The following is a 15,078-nucleotide window of genomic DNA, read 5'->3' as shown; positions in this document are numbered from 1 at the left end:
GATGAAGATTAGAAAAGTGCTGATAACAGCCGGATCGACTCTCGTTTTTGGTCTGCTATCATTCGTCGGATTTCAATGGTGGGCTCCATCATTATCCGCGGAAAGTTTGACGAAAGAAGAAGTGAACCAGACAGCAAAGGATAAATTTCCTGGGACCATTATAAAGACAACGAAAAGTGAAAGTGAAGAATATAAGATTGAAATGCAGCTTGAAACCGGGGTATATCAAATTAGGATGGATGCGAAAAGCGGGGAAGTCCATTCTATAAAAAAAGAAACCATAGGTCATACAGCTGAAGCGACTACGGAAAAAATACCTCAAAAGCAACTGACCCAAAACGAAATAAAGGCGCGAATTTCCTCACAAGGTGACCTGGAACAAATTGATTTTGTACAGGAGAAAGACAACTCCTTTTATAAAGCAGTGGTAAATAAGAATAACGAAAAAATCACCTTAATACTCGATCCATATACAGGAGCTATAATTGACTCGACAATGGTGGCAGATAGTATCATTACAGAAAGTGAAGCAATTGCGATTGCCGAAAAACATGTAAAAGGAACAGGTGACGATACAGAATTTTATCAACCTCTAGATCAGACACCTTATTATTTGGTCGAAGTTGAATTGGAGAACGATCGAGACGCAGTCGTTCAAGTGGACGGCTACACGAAGGAGGTAAAAACAATCACATGGGAAGATGACGAAGAGAACGATAATGATGGCCCTGAATAAAATAGTGGCTCATAAGGGTTTACTAATCTAGACGGAAATTGAATAAAGCATAAAAAGGGTGATGCTATTAGCTGTCTAATACGCATCACCCTTTTTGGCTTTAGTGAGTAAGAGAAATGCAAAAAAAAAGAGAAGGAACTGTAATAATTCTCACCAATTTCTAATCCTTCTATCATTTAACTCTAATTAACTATCTCTAACATGGAATAAAGCACCAAATGATAAAACAGAGCCAAAGAAGTGAGTGGATGAAAGGCATCTGGATTATTGTACATAAAACATTCCATCATATTTCTACACCTTAACAAAGTTTTGCAAAGAGAAAGGAGAATCAGTAATGTCAGTTATTTCTAGCATTCTGGATTACAACAAGACGTTTGTCGATCAAAACAAATATGAAAGGTTTCAAACGACAAAGTATCCAGATAAAAAGATCGTCATCATAACGTGCATGGATACCCGTCTGTTGGAATTGCTTCCAAAGGCGATGGGGTTAAGAAATGGAGATGCGAAAATCATTAAAAACGCCGGTGCTATTGTTTCTCATCCATTTGGCAGCATTATGCGCAGTATCCTTGTCGCCATTTATGAGCTGAAAGTGGAGGAAGTGTGTGTGATCGGACATCACGGATGCGGTATGGTGGGGCTTCAATCCTCTTCACTGCTTGATGCCGCAAAGGAGAAGAAAATCAGCCAGGAGCAAATTGATATCCTTACAAACTCTGGTATTGATTTATCAAAGTGGCTGACAGGCTTTCAATGCGTTGAGGAGAGTGTAAGGAATAGTGTCCATTTGATCAAAAACCATCCATTATTACCGGATTCCATTGCCGTCCACGGTATGGTCATCCATCCCGAAACGGGTAAACTGGATCGAATCATAGATGGATATAGCAATATTGTCAGCAAGGACGAAATGCATATTCAATAAAAGAAGGAGCGATAAAATGAAGGGTTCTAGCAGGTTTGAAGGATATAACTTAGGCCATTTTCAGAAAGACCTGGTTGCCGGGGTGGTAGTTGGGATAGTAGCGATTCCTTTAGCGATGGCTTTTGCCATTGCATCTGGAGTAAGGCCGGAATACGGACTGTACACATCGATTATTGCAGGAATCATGGTCTCCCTTTTTGGCGGATCGAAATATCAAATTGCAGGCCCGACTGGAGCCTTTGTCCCGGTCTTGTTAGGGGTGGTCATGCAGTACGGATATGAAAAACTCTTAATCGCCGGTTTCCTGGCAGGTATCATGATTTTTCTTTTAGGTGTCTTCAAACTGGGAAGATTCATCAAGTTTATTCCGCGTCCAGTTACCATCGGCTTTACAGCAGGAATTGCCGTGATCATCTTCTCGGGGCAGATTGCCAATTTCTTTGGACTCAGTAACTTAAAAAAAGAAGAAGTCTTTCTTTTAAATATGAAAGAAATCTTAGTGAACTTCAATACAGTGAATATCTATAGTGTCCTGGTAGCTAGCATAAGTCTGACTCTCGTCATATTAACTCCCAAATATTTACCGAAAATCCCTGGAGCATTGCTGGGATTGATTGTATCAACCCTAGTCGCCAGCTTATTCTTTCCAGGTCAGGTAGCGACCATAGGATCGGCATATGGCGCCATTCCTAATGAATTGCCCCATTTTCAGTTTCCCCATATCACTGGCGGTCTGGTGATTGAACTCCTTCCGGCTGCTTTGGTCATTGCCATGCTTGGAGGAATTGAATCACTCTTATCCGCTGTAGTGGCAGACGGCATGACCAACAGTAAACATAACAGCAATAAAGAGCTGATGGGACAAGGATTGACCAATATGATTACGCCTTTATTTGGAGGCATTCCGGCTACAGGTGCCATCGCCCGTACCGCGACGAATATTAAAAACGGTGCAGTCTCCCCGATATCAGGCGTGATTCATGGGTTGGTGGTATTGCTGGTGTTAGTCAGCTTGGCGCCTTATGCTTCGGCCATTCCTTTGGCCAGCATGGCCCCGATTCTTATGTTTGTCGCATGGAACATGAGCGAGCGCAAAGAATTTTCGCATATCTTAAAAGCCAAAACCATGGACTCGGTCGTATTGCTCGTTACCTTCGTGTTAACCGTAGTGATTGACCTGACAACAGGCGTCGGGATCGGATTACTATTAGCCATTCTATCGTTCGTTAAACTGATGAGCGGTACATTGAAATTATCAAAGGTATTACCAGATCCAGCTGATAAACTAGTTAAACCAGAAATGGTGCAACAAGGTTCAAGCTGCCCGCAGATTAACATTTATACGATAGAAGGACCTTTATTCTTTGGCACAATCGAAAGGCTGCAAGAAGAAATCGAGGAAATAATGCGATCAAAACCAAAAGTCCTCCTATTAAGAATGAGCAATGTGTCATTTATCGATACATCGGGGGAAGCACTGCTAACCGACATCGTGAAGCAATTCAAGTTTCATAACCTGCAAGTGCTGATTTCAGGAATTCAACAGGAACCTAAAGAAATGCTGAGAAAAACCGGATTTATTGAACTGGTTGGTGAGGAACAGTTCTTTTCGAGTACGGGTGATGCCATCAATAAAGCTTTATCCAAACTGGATGAGAACCGTTGTAAAGGGTGTCAACAGTTTTCATTTGCTGAATGTACCGCACTCTCACAGCAAGTTCAAAAGCCTGCGTTATTAAAACAGAGCAGAAAACGGGAGATAGGGTTAACTTGACTCCTGTCAAGAAGAAAAGGCATCTGCTTTTGGCGGATGCCTTTCTCTTCAACTTCTTTTATTTTCGCTGCAAGATGGCGGATTATTGAAATCATTAACACATCGAGCTTGTTCGCTCAGGGATTTATCCTGACTATGCATGCGTGAACGTTTATTCTTCTATGATATCCAACTCTTTCAGGGCTTCAAGCGTAATCGTTTTGGCTTTGCTTCCGCTTCCGTCCATGTTCGTTGCGAAGGCCCATTTCCCTTTGTCCGTTTCGATGTACCCCACATACCAGCCCAATCCCATATCAGAAAGGCGTGTACCGGTTTTTCCATGGAGGACATATGAGTCCGCTTCTTCATTGATCATGATTCTCTTTACGGTTCTCATATGCTGCTTGTCGATAGGCAGCTTTTCCTCTACAAGCTTTTCGATGAATTGGACTTGTTCCCGGGCAGAAATCTTTATGCTGCTGTCCAGCCAGAACTGATCGATCCCGCCGGATATATCACGATTGCCGTAATCGAGCAGGTTTACATACTGCTGCATGTTTTCCGCCCCGATATCGCGGGCCATTGCTTGAAAATACCAAATCACGGAATGCCGCATGGCTGAAGCAAGCGTATGATCTCTGTTCCAATCTTCAAATTCCCTGATTACGCCATCCCAGCGCTTCACTTCATATTCATCACTTACCGCTTTTGTCTGTAAACCAATTAATGCATTCGCCACTTTGAATGTCGATTCTGGAGTGTAGCGTACTTTACTTCTCTGTTTATTATAGATGAATACCTTATCATTTTTTAAGTTTTGGAGTACCATCGTGCCTTCCGCACCATCGAAGGAATCCCCGATATCCAGTTCTTTCACCTTTTGATCGTTAGCACTTGCATGAATCGTGCCCATGGAACCAGTGACTAGCAGGACAAGAATGAAACATAACGTTTTGATTTTCATTACACACTCTCCTTTAAGGCATGGATTGATTGATCATCAAAAAATTTCCATAAAATAGGTTGATAGCTAAAGTATACCTATTCCTGATAAAAAACAAAACCTTAATCTTGGATTCTATCTAGATAGTATCGATTAAGGAGGAATGCAGCGGGTAGCTAATGAATATATAGAGCAAACGATAGAATGGGAGGAATCTATCATGGAGGTTAACAAAAGAAAAATAAATAGTAATGAAAAAGAAATTACATACACACATATTGAAACCGGAAGTCCGGCCGTTTGTTTTATGTTTTCAGGTGCGGGGTACACGTATGAGAAACCGCTATTCTATTATTCGACAATGATCATGCTTCAAAATCAGTATGATGTCGTGCATATTCATTACGCCTACGACCAGGATATATTCAAGCATCCATTGGTAGATATCACAAAAGTGATCGTTAATGATATCAATCCCGTCATTGCGGAAGTGCTTCAAAATCATGAATATCAAGGAACTGTGTTTCTAGGCAAATCACTTGGCACCATCCCCATCATCAACGGAATCATGAAAAGTGAGCAGTTTACGAATGCCAAAATGATTTTGCTGACGCCTCTATTGAAGTTCGATTCGATTTTTGATGGGTTATTGAGCAGCAATCATTCAGCACATATAGTTATTGGTGAAAAGGATCATCATTATATTCCAGATAAAATTCAAGCGATTGAAAATAAACCGAACATAAGCATGAATAAAATCCCGCATGCCAATCATTCCTTGGATATTGAACCTTTCGATACTTCAAGGACGATCATCGTGCTGGAAAGTGTAATGAATAGAATGGAAGAGTTTTTAAAAAATATAGGTTAGCGAAATGCAAAAGGGATTCAATCCAGGGCGTAGCAGGTGAAGAATGTGATAATAAGAGTATTGTAGTTTGGAGTTCTGAAAGGAGAAATGATGGTGGGAACCAATACATTTCATTCAATTGATGAATATATCATACAATTTCCCGAGGAAGTTCAGGAGATATTAAAAAAGTTAAGAAAAGTCATAAAGGATGCAGCACCGGATTCAGAAGAGAAGATAAGCTATCAAATGCCTACCTTTGTTTTATATGGAAATCTGGTACATTTCGCTGCCTATAAAAAACATATAGGATTCTATCCAACTCCAAGCGCGATCTCTGCGTTTGAATCTGCCTTATCTGAATATAAATGTTCAAAAGGGGCCGTTCAGTTTCCACTAAACAAGCCAATTCCTTATGAATTAATAACCGAGATGGTTATATTTAGAGTGGAAGCGAACAAAAAGAAAAAAGCAGAAGGCAAATCTCAAAAGAAAAAATAACATCGATTATTATCAGAATTCACAAAATGCTTAATATATGAGAGTATGAGCTGCAAGGATTTAAGGACCGAAAGAGAAAGGTGGAAATAATATGTTCAAAAAATTATTCAGTAAAAAAGAAAGTGTGGAACAACTGCTTGCTCCTATAAACGGACAAGTAATAAAAATAGAAGATGTTCCGGATCCGGTGTTTTCCGGGAAAATGATGGGGGACGGAATAGCGATTCTTCCTGAGGAAGGGTTGGTCGTATCTCCAATCGATGCAGAAGTGATCCAGGTTTTTCATACTAAACATGCTCTAGGCCTCCGTACGAAGAATGGCATAGAATTGTTGATTCATATTGGATTGGAAACAGTTAACCTTAAAGGCGAGGGATTTGAAGTTCATGTCGCAGAAGGGCAAAGGGTAAAAGCAGGAGACAAGCTTGTGACATTTGATATCGATTTTCTAAAATCCAACGCTCCAAGCATCGTAACTCCGATCGTTGTCACGAATGGCGAGCTGGTTGAAAAACTGGAAAAAACAAATAATACCCAAGCAACTATTAACGATACGGAGATTATGAGTGTTTATTTGAAATGAAAAGAAAGATTCCATGCTGATCTCTCCTTTTAGGCTGCAAGCAGGAAAATCGAAAGTTGCAGCGAATAGTAGGTGAGTGAACAAATAAAATCAAGCGAGGGTGAATTGGATGGGAGTTCAAGCAGAAAAGATTTTTGTAAACTTGCCTGTTAAAGATTTGGATGCCTCAGTAGAATTTTTCACAAAGGTCGGTTTTGAGTTTAACGAGCAAATGACCAATGAAAATGCAACATGCATGGTTATCAGCGAGTCCATATATGTCATGTTGTTGGTGGAAGACTACTTTAAAACGTTTACCAAGAAGGAAATCCCTGATTCTGCAGCGAATACGGCAACCATCGTCGCCCTGTCCGTTAAAAGCAAGGAAGAAGTCGATGAGATCGTGAATAGGGCACTGGATGTTGGCGGAAAGCCTTTCAATGAAGCCATTGATCATGGTTTCATGTACGGTTGGAGTTTTCTGGATATCGACGGCCATTCTTGGGAAGTATTTTACATGGACGAAAGCGGATTTAATCAAGAATAAAAAGCAAGGCACAATCCTTCACGAAGGACTGTGCCTTTTTAGCAATCTTAGCTGAATTTCATTCATAACAATACGGGGCTAATGTCTTTCCACTCATAAACCAATAGATTCAATTCAGAACCAGCTATTTTGATTTTTTCGGTTTTAAGCAATTCAGTACCAAATGCCTCATAGAAGTATCGAGATTTATTATCTTCAAGCACTTCTACGAAAATTGTCTTGAATCCCAGTTCTTCGAATTTAAAGAATAATTCTTTGATGAGTTTCTTACCTATCCCCATTCTTTGTGCATTTTCGAGAATATATATCGCAGTTAAATCGCCCGAATCCTCAACTTGATTCGTCTCCCTTTTCCCTCCACATATAAATCCTACTATTTTTCCTTCGTTATTCTCTGCGACATAAACATAATTTCCATTACTAGTTATATTCTTTATCCATATTCCTTTCCTTTTCTCATAAGAAAGTTTATCTAAAAAATCACTCGGCATTATATCTTTATAAGTGGTTCGCCAGCAATCCACATGGACTTTCGCTATCCCTTCCGCATCAGCCAACGTCGCCTCTCTTATTAGCATAGTGGTTCCTCCTTTTTTAAGTTTGCTATACTTCTTATTTTTTACTAATATTATCCAATTAGCAACTAATTGGCCCAGTATATTCTAATAATTAACTTTATGTGTTACTATTTCCAATAGTTTGTTTAATGTGGGAGAAGGAATGGGATGAAACAGATTTTCCGTAGTAAAATATTTTATTTAATAATCTTCTTGGTTATCTTGGGGGTTGTGCTGGTTTTTAATAATGACGAAGAACCGACTGAGAAATTAACTGCCGATGATTTTTTTACAACTTTAGCGGATGGAAAAGTGACATTTAGAGAGGTGGAGCAGCGAAAAAGTGTGATTGAAATAAGCGGTCGGCTGGCAGGGTATGAAAAGGATCAATACTTTGTCGCGTCTGTCCCAAATAGTGAAACTTCGCTAGATAGAATGAATAATGCTGCAGAGGAACATGATATAGAAAAAATGGAGTTTACACCATACAAAGAGGCAAGCGGATGGGTCACCCTGTTTACAACGACCATGCCGTTCATAATCCTTTCCATCCTGTTTTTAGGCTTATTACTATTTAGAGTTATAATAAAAAGATAGTATTCGACGATATATTCCCATTTTCGGAGATAAAACCCTAGTTTTCGACGATATATTTCTATTTTCGTCGATAAAACTGCAAGTTTCGTCGATATTTCTAGTGAGTTGTGGTTTCTGCAAAAAAATATTGAAGATTGCTGAATAGTTTGATAGAATAAAATAAATGAAAAAGACTATGTGCAACTGGCGAAACACGGATAACCGTGAGGGAACACATAGTGTCGTAGCCGTTCGCCTGGGCAGAGGTAAGGGATTTTATCCCTTGCCTCTTTCTGTATATTAACAGATAGTGAAGCTTTAAAGTCAATATTTTGAAATTTCAAAACTATTATATTCAAAAGAGGAGCAAACAAAATGAGCACAATACTTTTAGAAAAAGTCAAAACGATCAAAGCGTTAAATAATATTGCCGAAAGCGGGCTGAATGTTTTCAATAAAGGCGATTTTAAAGTCGACAATGATAGTGACAACCCTGATGCGATCGTTCTTCGCAGCTTTAACATGCATACTATGGAATTCGGCGATCAGTTAAAAGCAATCGCAAGGGCAGGGGCTGGAGTCAATAATATTCCGGTCGACAAATGCACTGAGCAAGGAATTGTCGTTTTCAATACACCTGGGGCTAACGCAAATGCTGTAAAAGAAATGGTGCTGACGACATTGATGGCTTCATCTCGTAACCTTTTTGCCGGTGTGGCTTGGACAAAGACGCTTGAAGGCGAAGGGGAACAAATTCCGAAGCTTGTCGAAGCAGGAAAGAAACAATTCGTTGGTAAAGAAATCAAGGGAAAAACTCTTGGCGTAATCGGTTTAGGAGCAATCGGTGCACTTGTAGCGAATGACGCGCTTGATTTGGACATGGATGTCATTGGCTTTGACCCGTTCATCTCTGTTGATACAGCTTGGAACTTATCACGCAATGTACAGCGCGCCATGACAATTGAAGAATTGTTTGCAGAATCTGATTATATTACAGTACACGTTCCATTAACTGACGACACAAAAGGAATGTTTAACCAAGAAACTTTCAGCATCATGAAGCCGGGCGTACATATCTTGAATTTCTCACGCGGCGAGCTAGTGAATGAAAATGATATGCAAGCTGCACTTGAAAGCGGAAAAGTAGGCAAGTTCATTACTGACTTCCCGAATGAAAACGTGTTGAAAATGAAAAATGTCGTTCCAATTCCGCATCTTGGTGCCTCTACGCTAGAATCAGAGGAAAACTGTGCCATCATGGCAGCTCGTCAGTTGAAGAACTTTTTAGAAACAGGGAACATCAAGAACTCTGTGAATTTCCCAAACACTTCGCTTCCTTTTACAGGAAACCGTCGTGTGGCAACTTTCCACGAAAACGTTCCGAACATGGTTGGGCAAATCACGCTGGCTGTATCAAGCTTTAATTTGAACATCGCTGACATGGTTAACAGAAGCCGTGGGGGATATGCATATACGATCATCGACATTGATGGAGAAGTAAACGGCGATATCATTCCTGCCTTGGAAGAACAAATCAAACAAATCGAAGGCATCGTTACAACTCGAATTATCTAATTGGAACAAAAAGAAAGCTGATAAATAGTGAAAGCCTCAATTCCTTTAAGGAGTTGAGGCTTTTTTAGGCTTCATTAATGATTTTGGAATAAATATTGGGGTGGTCATAATAAACTGGCTCACGTGTTAACAACCTAGGGATTACAACGGACTCAGCCTGCGGACAGCTCGATACATTCAGTTTAAGTCAAAACTTCTTAGTATCGAAATTCTCAAAATCTATCATGGTTTCCTTCTGTGTTATCTTCATAATGTACAAAAAACATCAAGTAGATTGCGAATAGGAGATGCAAATAAAGTGGAACATCTTCATCACTTTGAATGACAACAAATATGTAAATTCCATATAGCAAAATGGGAATGCTTAAAAGGATTCTGTGCTTAGTCACATGTCATCCCCCCATACATCCTCAAATATTAATACATGAGCTGCTTGAAAATCCTTTTCTGCTAGAACATCTGCTAATTTCATAGCTTCATCCTCCTAATTAACCAAATATTCTGTCACTTCCATTAATACAATAGTATGAAGTACAGAGAAAATGCTGTCAATCTATATTCCATCTGTACTCATTTTAAGTTAACGGATTCATAAGTTATCAGCCAAAATAACCATCTCATATATAGACAAAACGGTACCAAAACGGGGAAGCAATGCGATCAACTGAACGCCAGGGAGCAACGTGTTGCGAACGTTCACTTCAGCGCATCTAAGTAAAAGAATCGCCCCTATTCCAGAGACGATTCCCTATCTTAAACACCCTTTCTACAAAAAAAGGATGGCCCTATATTGTTCTTCCCCCAAAATTCTGGTGCTGATGAAGGATATTCGATGTTAAAAAAGCTCCAACAGGAGGCAATTGCCCGGTATACGCATTACCGCTAACAGGAAATTGATTCAGGGCTATATCTGTAGTGGCAATCCACGATCCAGACTCACCTGCTTGCAGAGAGGGAGGCTTCATAAGAAAACGTCCTTGAAGAATGAAATGCCGAATTCCGCTCTGTTGATCATCAATTATGGTTAAGTTGCCAGAGAACGTGGCATAAGGTGAATCAAATGCGATTTGTTTGGTGTTTTCATTCCAAAATCCATTAATCGGAATGGGCCTGCCACGAAAATTAACCGTACCAACCACCCTATTATCTATAATGGAATGAATGGAAAGTGTGCCCCAAATAATCGTTCTGCCAGCTATTGAAGAGTGGATACCCCATACAGATGGGAATGGAAAGCTAACCGACGCAGTTCCCTGTGAAGTTACCAATGCTATGCCCTCCCTTAATGGTTGTTTATGTTCCGAGGAAGATTCCTTGTTTAAAGCAGTATATGCAGCACGAGCAGAATAATTTAATAAAGAAAGGTGAACTCTTACATCCCCTGCCTGAAATTGCATGATGAGTTACCAGTACTGCTGGAAAATAGGATGGAATGGATCAGAGGAAGGAATGGAGGGAAATGAGGTAGAAGCGGCGAAAGTAGTCTATAGAAATGTGTTGAAGATAGGAAGAGCAGCAAATGTGAACGGATCAGATAAACAGCTAAGGAGCATGAAGAACGGTTTGAAAAACGAAATGATAATAGATCGTAAAAAAACATGAAGGAGTGACGCATATGCATAAAAAAGGTTGTACCAAATTGAAGTGTCAGTGTTTCATCGTACCTAACTATATTCTTGAGAACTTGGCACAAAATGAAGTGGAAGAAGCACGGATCAGTTTAGCGAAAAGCCGTCAAATGCGCAGGCGCAGAATATTGAAAGAATACGATATTGACGGTGTTGTCGCACTGACGGATGCAGGATCTGGACGTCAAGGTGAATCTGCCCGTCATGTTTACGATTGCAAGGGAGGGACGAAACTCAGGGAGAATGAGGCTAGGAAAGAAGGAGACCGATCAAGTGCAGATCCCATTGTTAACGCTGCATATGATTATAGCGGAGTTGTGCGTGATTATTTCAAGGATGTTTTGCACCGTAATTCAATTGATAACCAAGGTCTTGATCTCATTCTGAACGTTCATTATGGCAATAAATTCACGAATGCTTATTGGGACGGAGATGAAATGGTATTTGGTGACGGCGATGGGGTCATCTTTAGCAATTTTGCCAATTCACTCGATGTAATTGGACATGAATTGACACATGGGGTTACGCAGTTCACAAGTGGATTGGAGTATGAAGGTCAGTCCGGGGCATTGAACGAACATCTTTCAGATGTGTTTGGAGTTGCCATAAAACAATTTCACTTAAAGCAAACAGCAGGAGATGCCGATTGGCTGATCGGTGCTGATATTATGGGACCGACATTGAAAGGGCAGGCCCTCCGTTCGATGAAGGCACCAGGTACGGCATTCGACAATAAGTTAATGGGTAAAGATATTCAGCCTGATCATATGAAGAACTTCTATAAGGGAGAACGCGATAATCATGGTGTCCATATCAATAGCGGCATACCAAACAAAGCCTTTTATCTAGTATCCATGGAAATTGGAACGGACAAAGCGGCCTTGATCTGGTTCAATGCGATGCAGAATTTATTTGCGACGGCAAATTTCAATCAATTCGTTCAAATCGTCATAAAAGCAGCGCAAAAACTTGTTGATAGAGGCGATGTTACGAAAACAGCCATCAAGACGATTGAAAATGCTTTTAAAGCGGTTGGACTGCCTGAGTAGTCATATTCCATGAATAGGAGGCTTCATCTACCATGCATATCAAATTTAGCTGCATAGGGGGATTTGCCAACCTCGACTTGAATTTCGAAATAGATACGGATGAATTGCCGAAAGAGAAGTATGAGGAATTGCAGAACTTAATGAAACAAGCTGACCTTCCTAATGCTGCCCAAAGTAAAATGGTAAAAACGCAAGGGTTCGACTCGTTTTCATACCAGCTGGATATAGCCGATGAAAAGAAGAAGCAGTCTTTCTCATTTACTGACATTTCAGCTCCAGAGGAAGTCCGGCCCTTATTGGATTATTTACGGAACATAGCAATTGAAATAAAGATGGCAGAATAACCACGTCAAAAAAGTCTATCATCTTGATAGACTTTTTTGTTTGTCTTAAAACTTCACAAAAATGTCATTTCGTTTCACTTTTATCTGGATTTTGGCTGTTTGTTCTCTAAATGGACACAAAATAGCGATCTGCAGTAGCAAATTTGAAACGGAAATTAGAGAGTATAGCCCTTTGATGAGATTTTGTAAAGAGTTAGTCAATCAAACAGGTAAAGCAGTCACAAAAGGGAACTAATTTTGAAAGAGGTAATACAAGAGCGGTTTTACAAAAAAAGCATAAAATAGGATAATGGTCGCAGAGAGGTGAAGTGAATGACATACCAGGAAATGAAAGTGACGATAGCCGGAAACAGCCTTACCCAATTCGGGAAAAGAATATTAATCTCGCAGATTCAATTCTCGACATTGGAGGCGATATTCGAAGTCGATGAGGCGGTTCAAAGAAAGCTTGATCTCAATCGAAGGACTGAAATCAGGGAGTTCATCATAGATTCTGTATCGGAAGGGGACTTTTACTTTTCCCCATTCATCTTCTCGAGCAGGGGAGCGATCCAAGAAGTGCCCGTGGGCGGGGAACTGCCACCAGGAAGTAAAATATACATACTTGACGGTCAGCATAGGACCTACGCCCTCATTTCAGCCATCAGTCACCTAAGGGCACGGAAGGAAACGGAAGAAGAGATCGGTAACTTTCCCGAAGCGGCAAAGCTCCAAAATCAAATTGATAAGTTGAAAACCTATCCAGTCACGATTCAAATCTATTTAAATCTGGAAACGCATGAAGAAAGGCAGCTATTCAATGATATTAATACGAAGCGAAAAGAGCCGCATAACGGCTTGGTGATGAAGTATGACCAGCGCGATGAATATGCAGAACTAACACGGAACATTGCCAGGATATTAGAAAGTAAGATGGAGATAGAGACCACCCTTTCGAGGATCACCGTGAGCTGTACGGCGCTGACTACGCTGACGATCATGAGGCGCTGCCTTATTGCTTTATTTGAAGGAAACGTCACCGCGAAAACGGGTAAAGCCAATTATGGTGAGATAACCAAAACCGAAATCATCAACACCGCGACCGCGTTTTTCGAGTCATGGCTGGAAATCTTCCCGAAGAAGATGACAGACCGGACCACATTCACATCAGGGTATTCCGGCATCCAAATAGCCCTTGCCCAAGCGATCCACCAACTCCACAAACATCATGAAATCCCCTATGAAGAAGCAATAAATCATATGCTGCATTTGAAGAAAGCCTGTACTTGGAAGCATGATGATGCCCTTTATTCACACATTTACGACCCCTTGAAAAAAAGAGTCAAAAACCATTCGACTACAAATGCCATCCAGAAAACGGCTCTGGCGTTCAAACGAAAAATAGAACAAGAAGGAGGATGGCTGCATGATTCTAAGTGAATTGGACCGGAAAAGAAGGACGTTGGTTTCCTGCTCCATCATCGAGCTGGTCCATATGTATCGCAACGGTCAGATCGCCACGAGGGAAATCAACCAACTGCGGGTCCGATCGATCAAAAACTATCTTTTGGACAATGCGTTAACGAAAAATATCTACCTGCCGCCGCTTGTTGCCAGCAGCAGGGAAGGAACCGCCCCTAATGGAGATCCCATCGAACTTTCGATCATCGACGGAACACAACGAATAGCGGCCTTCGCGCAATTGGAGGACAGTATCCTTAAAGCGTTAAAGAAGGATGAAGAAAAGGTGAAACAAGCATACGAACTGGATTCACTCATGAAGGACAGCTCGATTGCGATCCAAGTATTTGAAGGGCTAACAAGAGCGGAAGAATCCCAGCTCTACCTGGATCTCAATCTAAAAGGCAAGAAAGTGGCCCTTTCCAAACGGATATCATTCGACTCGCGAAACAACCTTAACGTCATTACCAATCAGGTGCTCCATACCCATCAATCGCTAAAAACAGCCGGTGTCGAACTTGAAAAGCGGTCCATCAATCGTCCAGCCAATAAAAACCTCTTATCGCTATCGCAATTGAGGCAGGTCATCGGCATCTTCATGACTGGGAAGGCACACGTAAACATCGAAGAAAAAGTATCACAAAGTCCGCTTTCGAACAGTGAATACATCACACTCATTCATCTCTATCTTAATGAACTATTCGACATATACCCGGCAGGACAGATGGGTGATTACACAAAGTGCATGCTTGCCAGTTACCCGCTTTTCATTGCCGTTGCCCTTTATGTCAATGACAAAATGGAAAACCAGCCTATCGAACAAAGACAACAGCTGATTGCCACGAGAATGTCAAAATTGAAAGAGGTGGACTGGAGTCCTGATAATCCGATTTGGAAAGAGTTTAAAGGAACATACAAAGGGCGGCCGCCATTATTTCACCTAAGCAAAGATAAAAACAATATCGAAGAGCTAGTACGCTGGCTGTATAGCTGTTGAGGAGGTGAGGGGAAATGTGATAATGAAAAAGTGAAAAACCCCTAGGTGAGGACGTCCGGTCAGACAATCACCTAAGGGCTTGTGAGCAG

At 40.8% G+C, this 15,078-nt stretch carries 18 protein-coding genes and 1 riboswitch; of the genes, 14 read left to right on the top strand and 4 right to left on the bottom strand.

Translation table 11 applies throughout. From position 1 onward, the window contains the following. Window position 1 precedes the first annotated feature (1 nt). The 3 genes from MHB45_RS18885 to MHB45_RS18875 all read left to right on the top strand — a co-directional run bounded on the left by MHB45_RS18885 (window position 2) and on the right by MHB45_RS18875 (window position 3,441). Window positions 2–736: a PepSY domain-containing protein gene (locus tag MHB45_RS18885; protein WP_048687165.1), complete on the top strand. Its 735-nt coding sequence runs from the start codon at window positions 2–4 to the stop codon at window positions 734–736. 337 nt (window positions 737–1,073) lie between these two features. Continuing rightward, the gene (locus MHB45_RS18880; RefSeq protein WP_048687167.1) at window positions 1,074–1,667 is read left to right on the top strand and encodes a beta-class carbonic anhydrase; all 594 of its coding nucleotides are present in this window, start codon (window positions 1,074–1,076) and stop codon (window positions 1,665–1,667) included. Window positions 1,668–1,683: 16 nt separating this feature from the next. Continuing rightward, on the top strand, window positions 1,684–3,441 hold the full coding sequence (locus MHB45_RS18875; RefSeq protein ID WP_048687169.1) for a SulP family inorganic anion transporter: 1,758 nt from the start codon (window positions 1,684–1,686) through the stop codon (window positions 3,439–3,441). 151 nt (window positions 3,442–3,592) lie between these two features. Here MHB45_RS18875 and blaOXA read toward each other — a convergent pair whose 3' ends face one another. After that, a complete protein-coding gene (gene blaOXA, locus MHB45_RS18870) occupies window positions 3,593–4,384 on the bottom strand; it encodes a class D beta-lactamase (RefSeq protein WP_253349846.1) in 792 nt (263 codons plus the stop codon). A gap of 199 nt (window positions 4,385–4,583) precedes the next feature. Between blaOXA and MHB45_RS18865 the strand changes: the two genes are divergently transcribed. From MHB45_RS18865 to MHB45_RS18850, 4 genes are all read left to right on the top strand, one after another. Then, window positions 4,584–5,234: an alpha/beta hydrolase gene (locus MHB45_RS18865; protein ID WP_072273845.1), complete on the top strand. Its 651-nt coding sequence runs from the start codon at window positions 4,584–4,586 to the stop codon at window positions 5,232–5,234. Window positions 5,235–5,324: 90 nt separating this feature from the next. Continuing rightward, complete coding sequence (locus MHB45_RS18860) at window positions 5,325–5,714, top strand: iron chaperone (RefSeq protein WP_142953122.1); 390 nt, start codon at window positions 5,325–5,327, stop codon at window positions 5,712–5,714. Window positions 5,715–5,805: 91 nt separating this feature from the next. After that, entirely contained in the window at window positions 5,806–6,297 is a 492-nt protein-coding gene (locus MHB45_RS18855; RefSeq protein WP_048687174.1) for a PTS sugar transporter subunit IIA, read from the top strand. 109 nt (window positions 6,298–6,406) lie between these two features. Next, the gene (locus tag MHB45_RS18850) at window positions 6,407–6,823 is read left to right on the top strand and encodes a VOC family protein (RefSeq protein WP_048687176.1); all 417 of its coding nucleotides are present in this window, start codon (window positions 6,407–6,409) and stop codon (window positions 6,821–6,823) included. Between the two features lie 62 nt (window positions 6,824–6,885). Here MHB45_RS18850 and MHB45_RS18845 read toward each other — a convergent pair whose 3' ends face one another. Further along, the gene (locus MHB45_RS18845) at window positions 6,886–7,401 is read right to left on the bottom strand and encodes a GNAT family N-acetyltransferase (protein WP_048687178.1); all 516 of its coding nucleotides are present in this window, start codon (window positions 7,399–7,401) and stop codon (window positions 6,886–6,888) included. A gap of 147 nt (window positions 7,402–7,548) precedes the next feature. Between MHB45_RS18845 and MHB45_RS18840 the strand changes: the two genes are divergently transcribed. Both MHB45_RS18840 and MHB45_RS18835 read left to right on the top strand, forming a co-directional pair. After that, window positions 7,549–7,977 carry an ATP-dependent metallopeptidase FtsH/Yme1/Tma family protein gene (locus MHB45_RS18840; protein WP_048687179.1) on the top strand — a complete coding sequence of 143 codons (429 nt, stop codon included), beginning with the start codon at window positions 7,549–7,551 and terminating at the stop codon, window positions 7,975–7,977. 169 nt (window positions 7,978–8,146) lie between these two features. Then, window positions 8,147–8,225: riboswitch (ZMP/ZTP riboswitch) on the top strand. A gap of 106 nt (window positions 8,226–8,331) precedes the next feature. Beyond that, on the top strand, window positions 8,332–9,531 hold the full coding sequence (locus MHB45_RS18835) for a phosphoglycerate dehydrogenase (RefSeq protein ID WP_072273512.1): 1,200 nt from the start codon (window positions 8,332–8,334) through the stop codon (window positions 9,529–9,531). Window positions 9,532–9,743: 212 nt separating this feature from the next. Here the strand turns inward: MHB45_RS18835 and MHB45_RS18830 are convergent, their stop codons facing one another. After that, window positions 9,744–9,920: a hypothetical protein gene (locus MHB45_RS18830; RefSeq protein WP_153246150.1), complete on the bottom strand. Its 177-nt coding sequence runs from the start codon at window positions 9,918–9,920 to the stop codon at window positions 9,744–9,746. A gap of 396 nt (window positions 9,921–10,316) precedes the next feature. Further along, a complete protein-coding gene (locus tag MHB45_RS18825) occupies window positions 10,317–10,799 on the bottom strand; it encodes a hypothetical protein (RefSeq protein WP_048687210.1) in 483 nt (160 codons plus the stop codon). A 181-nt stretch (window positions 10,800–10,980) separates the two neighbouring features. Between MHB45_RS18825 and MHB45_RS18820 the strand changes: the two genes are divergently transcribed. The 5 genes from MHB45_RS18820 to MHB45_RS18800 all read left to right on the top strand — a co-directional run bounded on the left by MHB45_RS18820 (window position 10,981) and on the right by MHB45_RS18800 (window position 14,989). Beyond that, complete coding sequence (locus MHB45_RS18820; RefSeq protein ID WP_153246151.1) at window positions 10,981–11,133, top strand: hypothetical protein; 153 nt, start codon at window positions 10,981–10,983, stop codon at window positions 11,131–11,133. Between the two features lie 13 nt (window positions 11,134–11,146). Next, the gene (locus MHB45_RS18815; RefSeq protein WP_048687185.1) at window positions 11,147–12,208 is read left to right on the top strand and encodes a M4 family metallopeptidase; all 1,062 of its coding nucleotides are present in this window, start codon (window positions 11,147–11,149) and stop codon (window positions 12,206–12,208) included. Window positions 12,209–12,240: 32 nt separating this feature from the next. After that, window positions 12,241–12,552 (top strand): protealysin inhibitor emfourin, encoded by a 312-nt coding sequence (locus MHB45_RS18810; protein ID WP_048687186.1) that lies wholly within the window; start codon window positions 12,241–12,243, stop codon window positions 12,550–12,552. Between the two features lie 312 nt (window positions 12,553–12,864). Then, window positions 12,865–13,971 (top strand): DNA sulfur modification protein DndB, encoded by a 1,107-nt coding sequence (locus tag MHB45_RS18805; protein WP_072273511.1) that lies wholly within the window; start codon window positions 12,865–12,867, stop codon window positions 13,969–13,971. Further along, window positions 13,958–14,989, top strand: coding sequence for a DNA sulfur modification protein DndB (locus tag MHB45_RS18800; protein ID WP_072273510.1), 1,032 nt, complete (start codon window positions 13,958–13,960; stop codon window positions 14,987–14,989). Before MHB45_RS18805 ends, MHB45_RS18800 begins: the two co-directional genes overlap by 14 nt. The last annotated feature ends 89 nt before the right edge of the window (window positions 14,990–15,078 follow it).

This window comes from Peribacillus sp. FSL K6-5616, assembly GCF_038008245.1.
Lineage (GTDB): Bacteria > Bacillota > Bacilli > Bacillales > DSM-1321 > Peribacillus > Peribacillus frigoritolerans.
The sequence above is the reverse complement of the archived record's forward strand: the minus strand, read 5'-3'. Positions and strand labels throughout refer to the sequence as shown.

What these genes read in the sequence shown, in the direction of transcription:
- MHB45_RS18885 (WP_048687165.1), top strand. Translation starts at nt 2, where the DNA reads ATGAAGATTAGAAAAGTGCTGATAACAGCCGGATCGACTCTCGTTTTT.
- MHB45_RS18880 (WP_048687167.1), top strand. Translation starts at nt 1,074, where the DNA reads ATGTCAGTTATTTCTAGCATTCTGGATTACAACAAGACGTTTGTCGAT.
- MHB45_RS18875 (WP_048687169.1), top strand. Translation starts at nt 1,684, where the DNA reads ATGAAGGGTTCTAGCAGGTTTGAAGGATATAACTTAGGCCATTTTCAG.
- blaOXA (WP_253349846.1), bottom strand. Translation starts at nt 4,384, where the DNA reads ATGAAAATCAAAACGTTATGTTTCATTCTTGTCCTGCTAGTCACTGGT.
- MHB45_RS18865 (WP_072273845.1), top strand. Translation starts at nt 4,584, where the DNA reads ATGGAGGTTAACAAAAGAAAAATAAATAGTAATGAAAAAGAAATTACA.
- MHB45_RS18860 (WP_142953122.1), top strand. Translation starts at nt 5,325, where the DNA reads ATGGTGGGAACCAATACATTTCATTCAATTGATGAATATATCATACAA.
- MHB45_RS18855 (WP_048687174.1), top strand. Translation starts at nt 5,806, where the DNA reads ATGTTCAAAAAATTATTCAGTAAAAAAGAAAGTGTGGAACAACTGCTT.
- MHB45_RS18850 (WP_048687176.1), top strand. Translation starts at nt 6,407, where the DNA reads ATGGGAGTTCAAGCAGAAAAGATTTTTGTAAACTTGCCTGTTAAAGAT.
- MHB45_RS18845 (WP_048687178.1), bottom strand. Translation starts at nt 7,401, where the DNA reads ATGCTAATAAGAGAGGCGACGTTGGCTGATGCGGAAGGGATAGCGAAA.
- MHB45_RS18840 (WP_048687179.1), top strand. Translation starts at nt 7,549, where the DNA reads ATGAAACAGATTTTCCGTAGTAAAATATTTTATTTAATAATCTTCTTG.
- MHB45_RS18835 (WP_072273512.1), top strand. Translation starts at nt 8,332, where the DNA reads ATGAGCACAATACTTTTAGAAAAAGTCAAAACGATCAAAGCGTTAAAT.
- MHB45_RS18820 (WP_153246151.1), top strand. Translation starts at nt 10,981, where the DNA reads ATGGAGGGAAATGAGGTAGAAGCGGCGAAAGTAGTCTATAGAAATGTG.
- MHB45_RS18815 (WP_048687185.1), top strand. Translation starts at nt 11,147, where the DNA reads ATGCATAAAAAAGGTTGTACCAAATTGAAGTGTCAGTGTTTCATCGTA.
- MHB45_RS18810 (WP_048687186.1), top strand. Translation starts at nt 12,241, where the DNA reads ATGCATATCAAATTTAGCTGCATAGGGGGATTTGCCAACCTCGACTTG.
- MHB45_RS18805 (WP_072273511.1), top strand. Translation starts at nt 12,865, where the DNA reads ATGACATACCAGGAAATGAAAGTGACGATAGCCGGAAACAGCCTTACC.
- MHB45_RS18800 (WP_072273510.1), top strand. Translation starts at nt 13,958, where the DNA reads ATGATTCTAAGTGAATTGGACCGGAAAAGAAGGACGTTGGTTTCCTGC.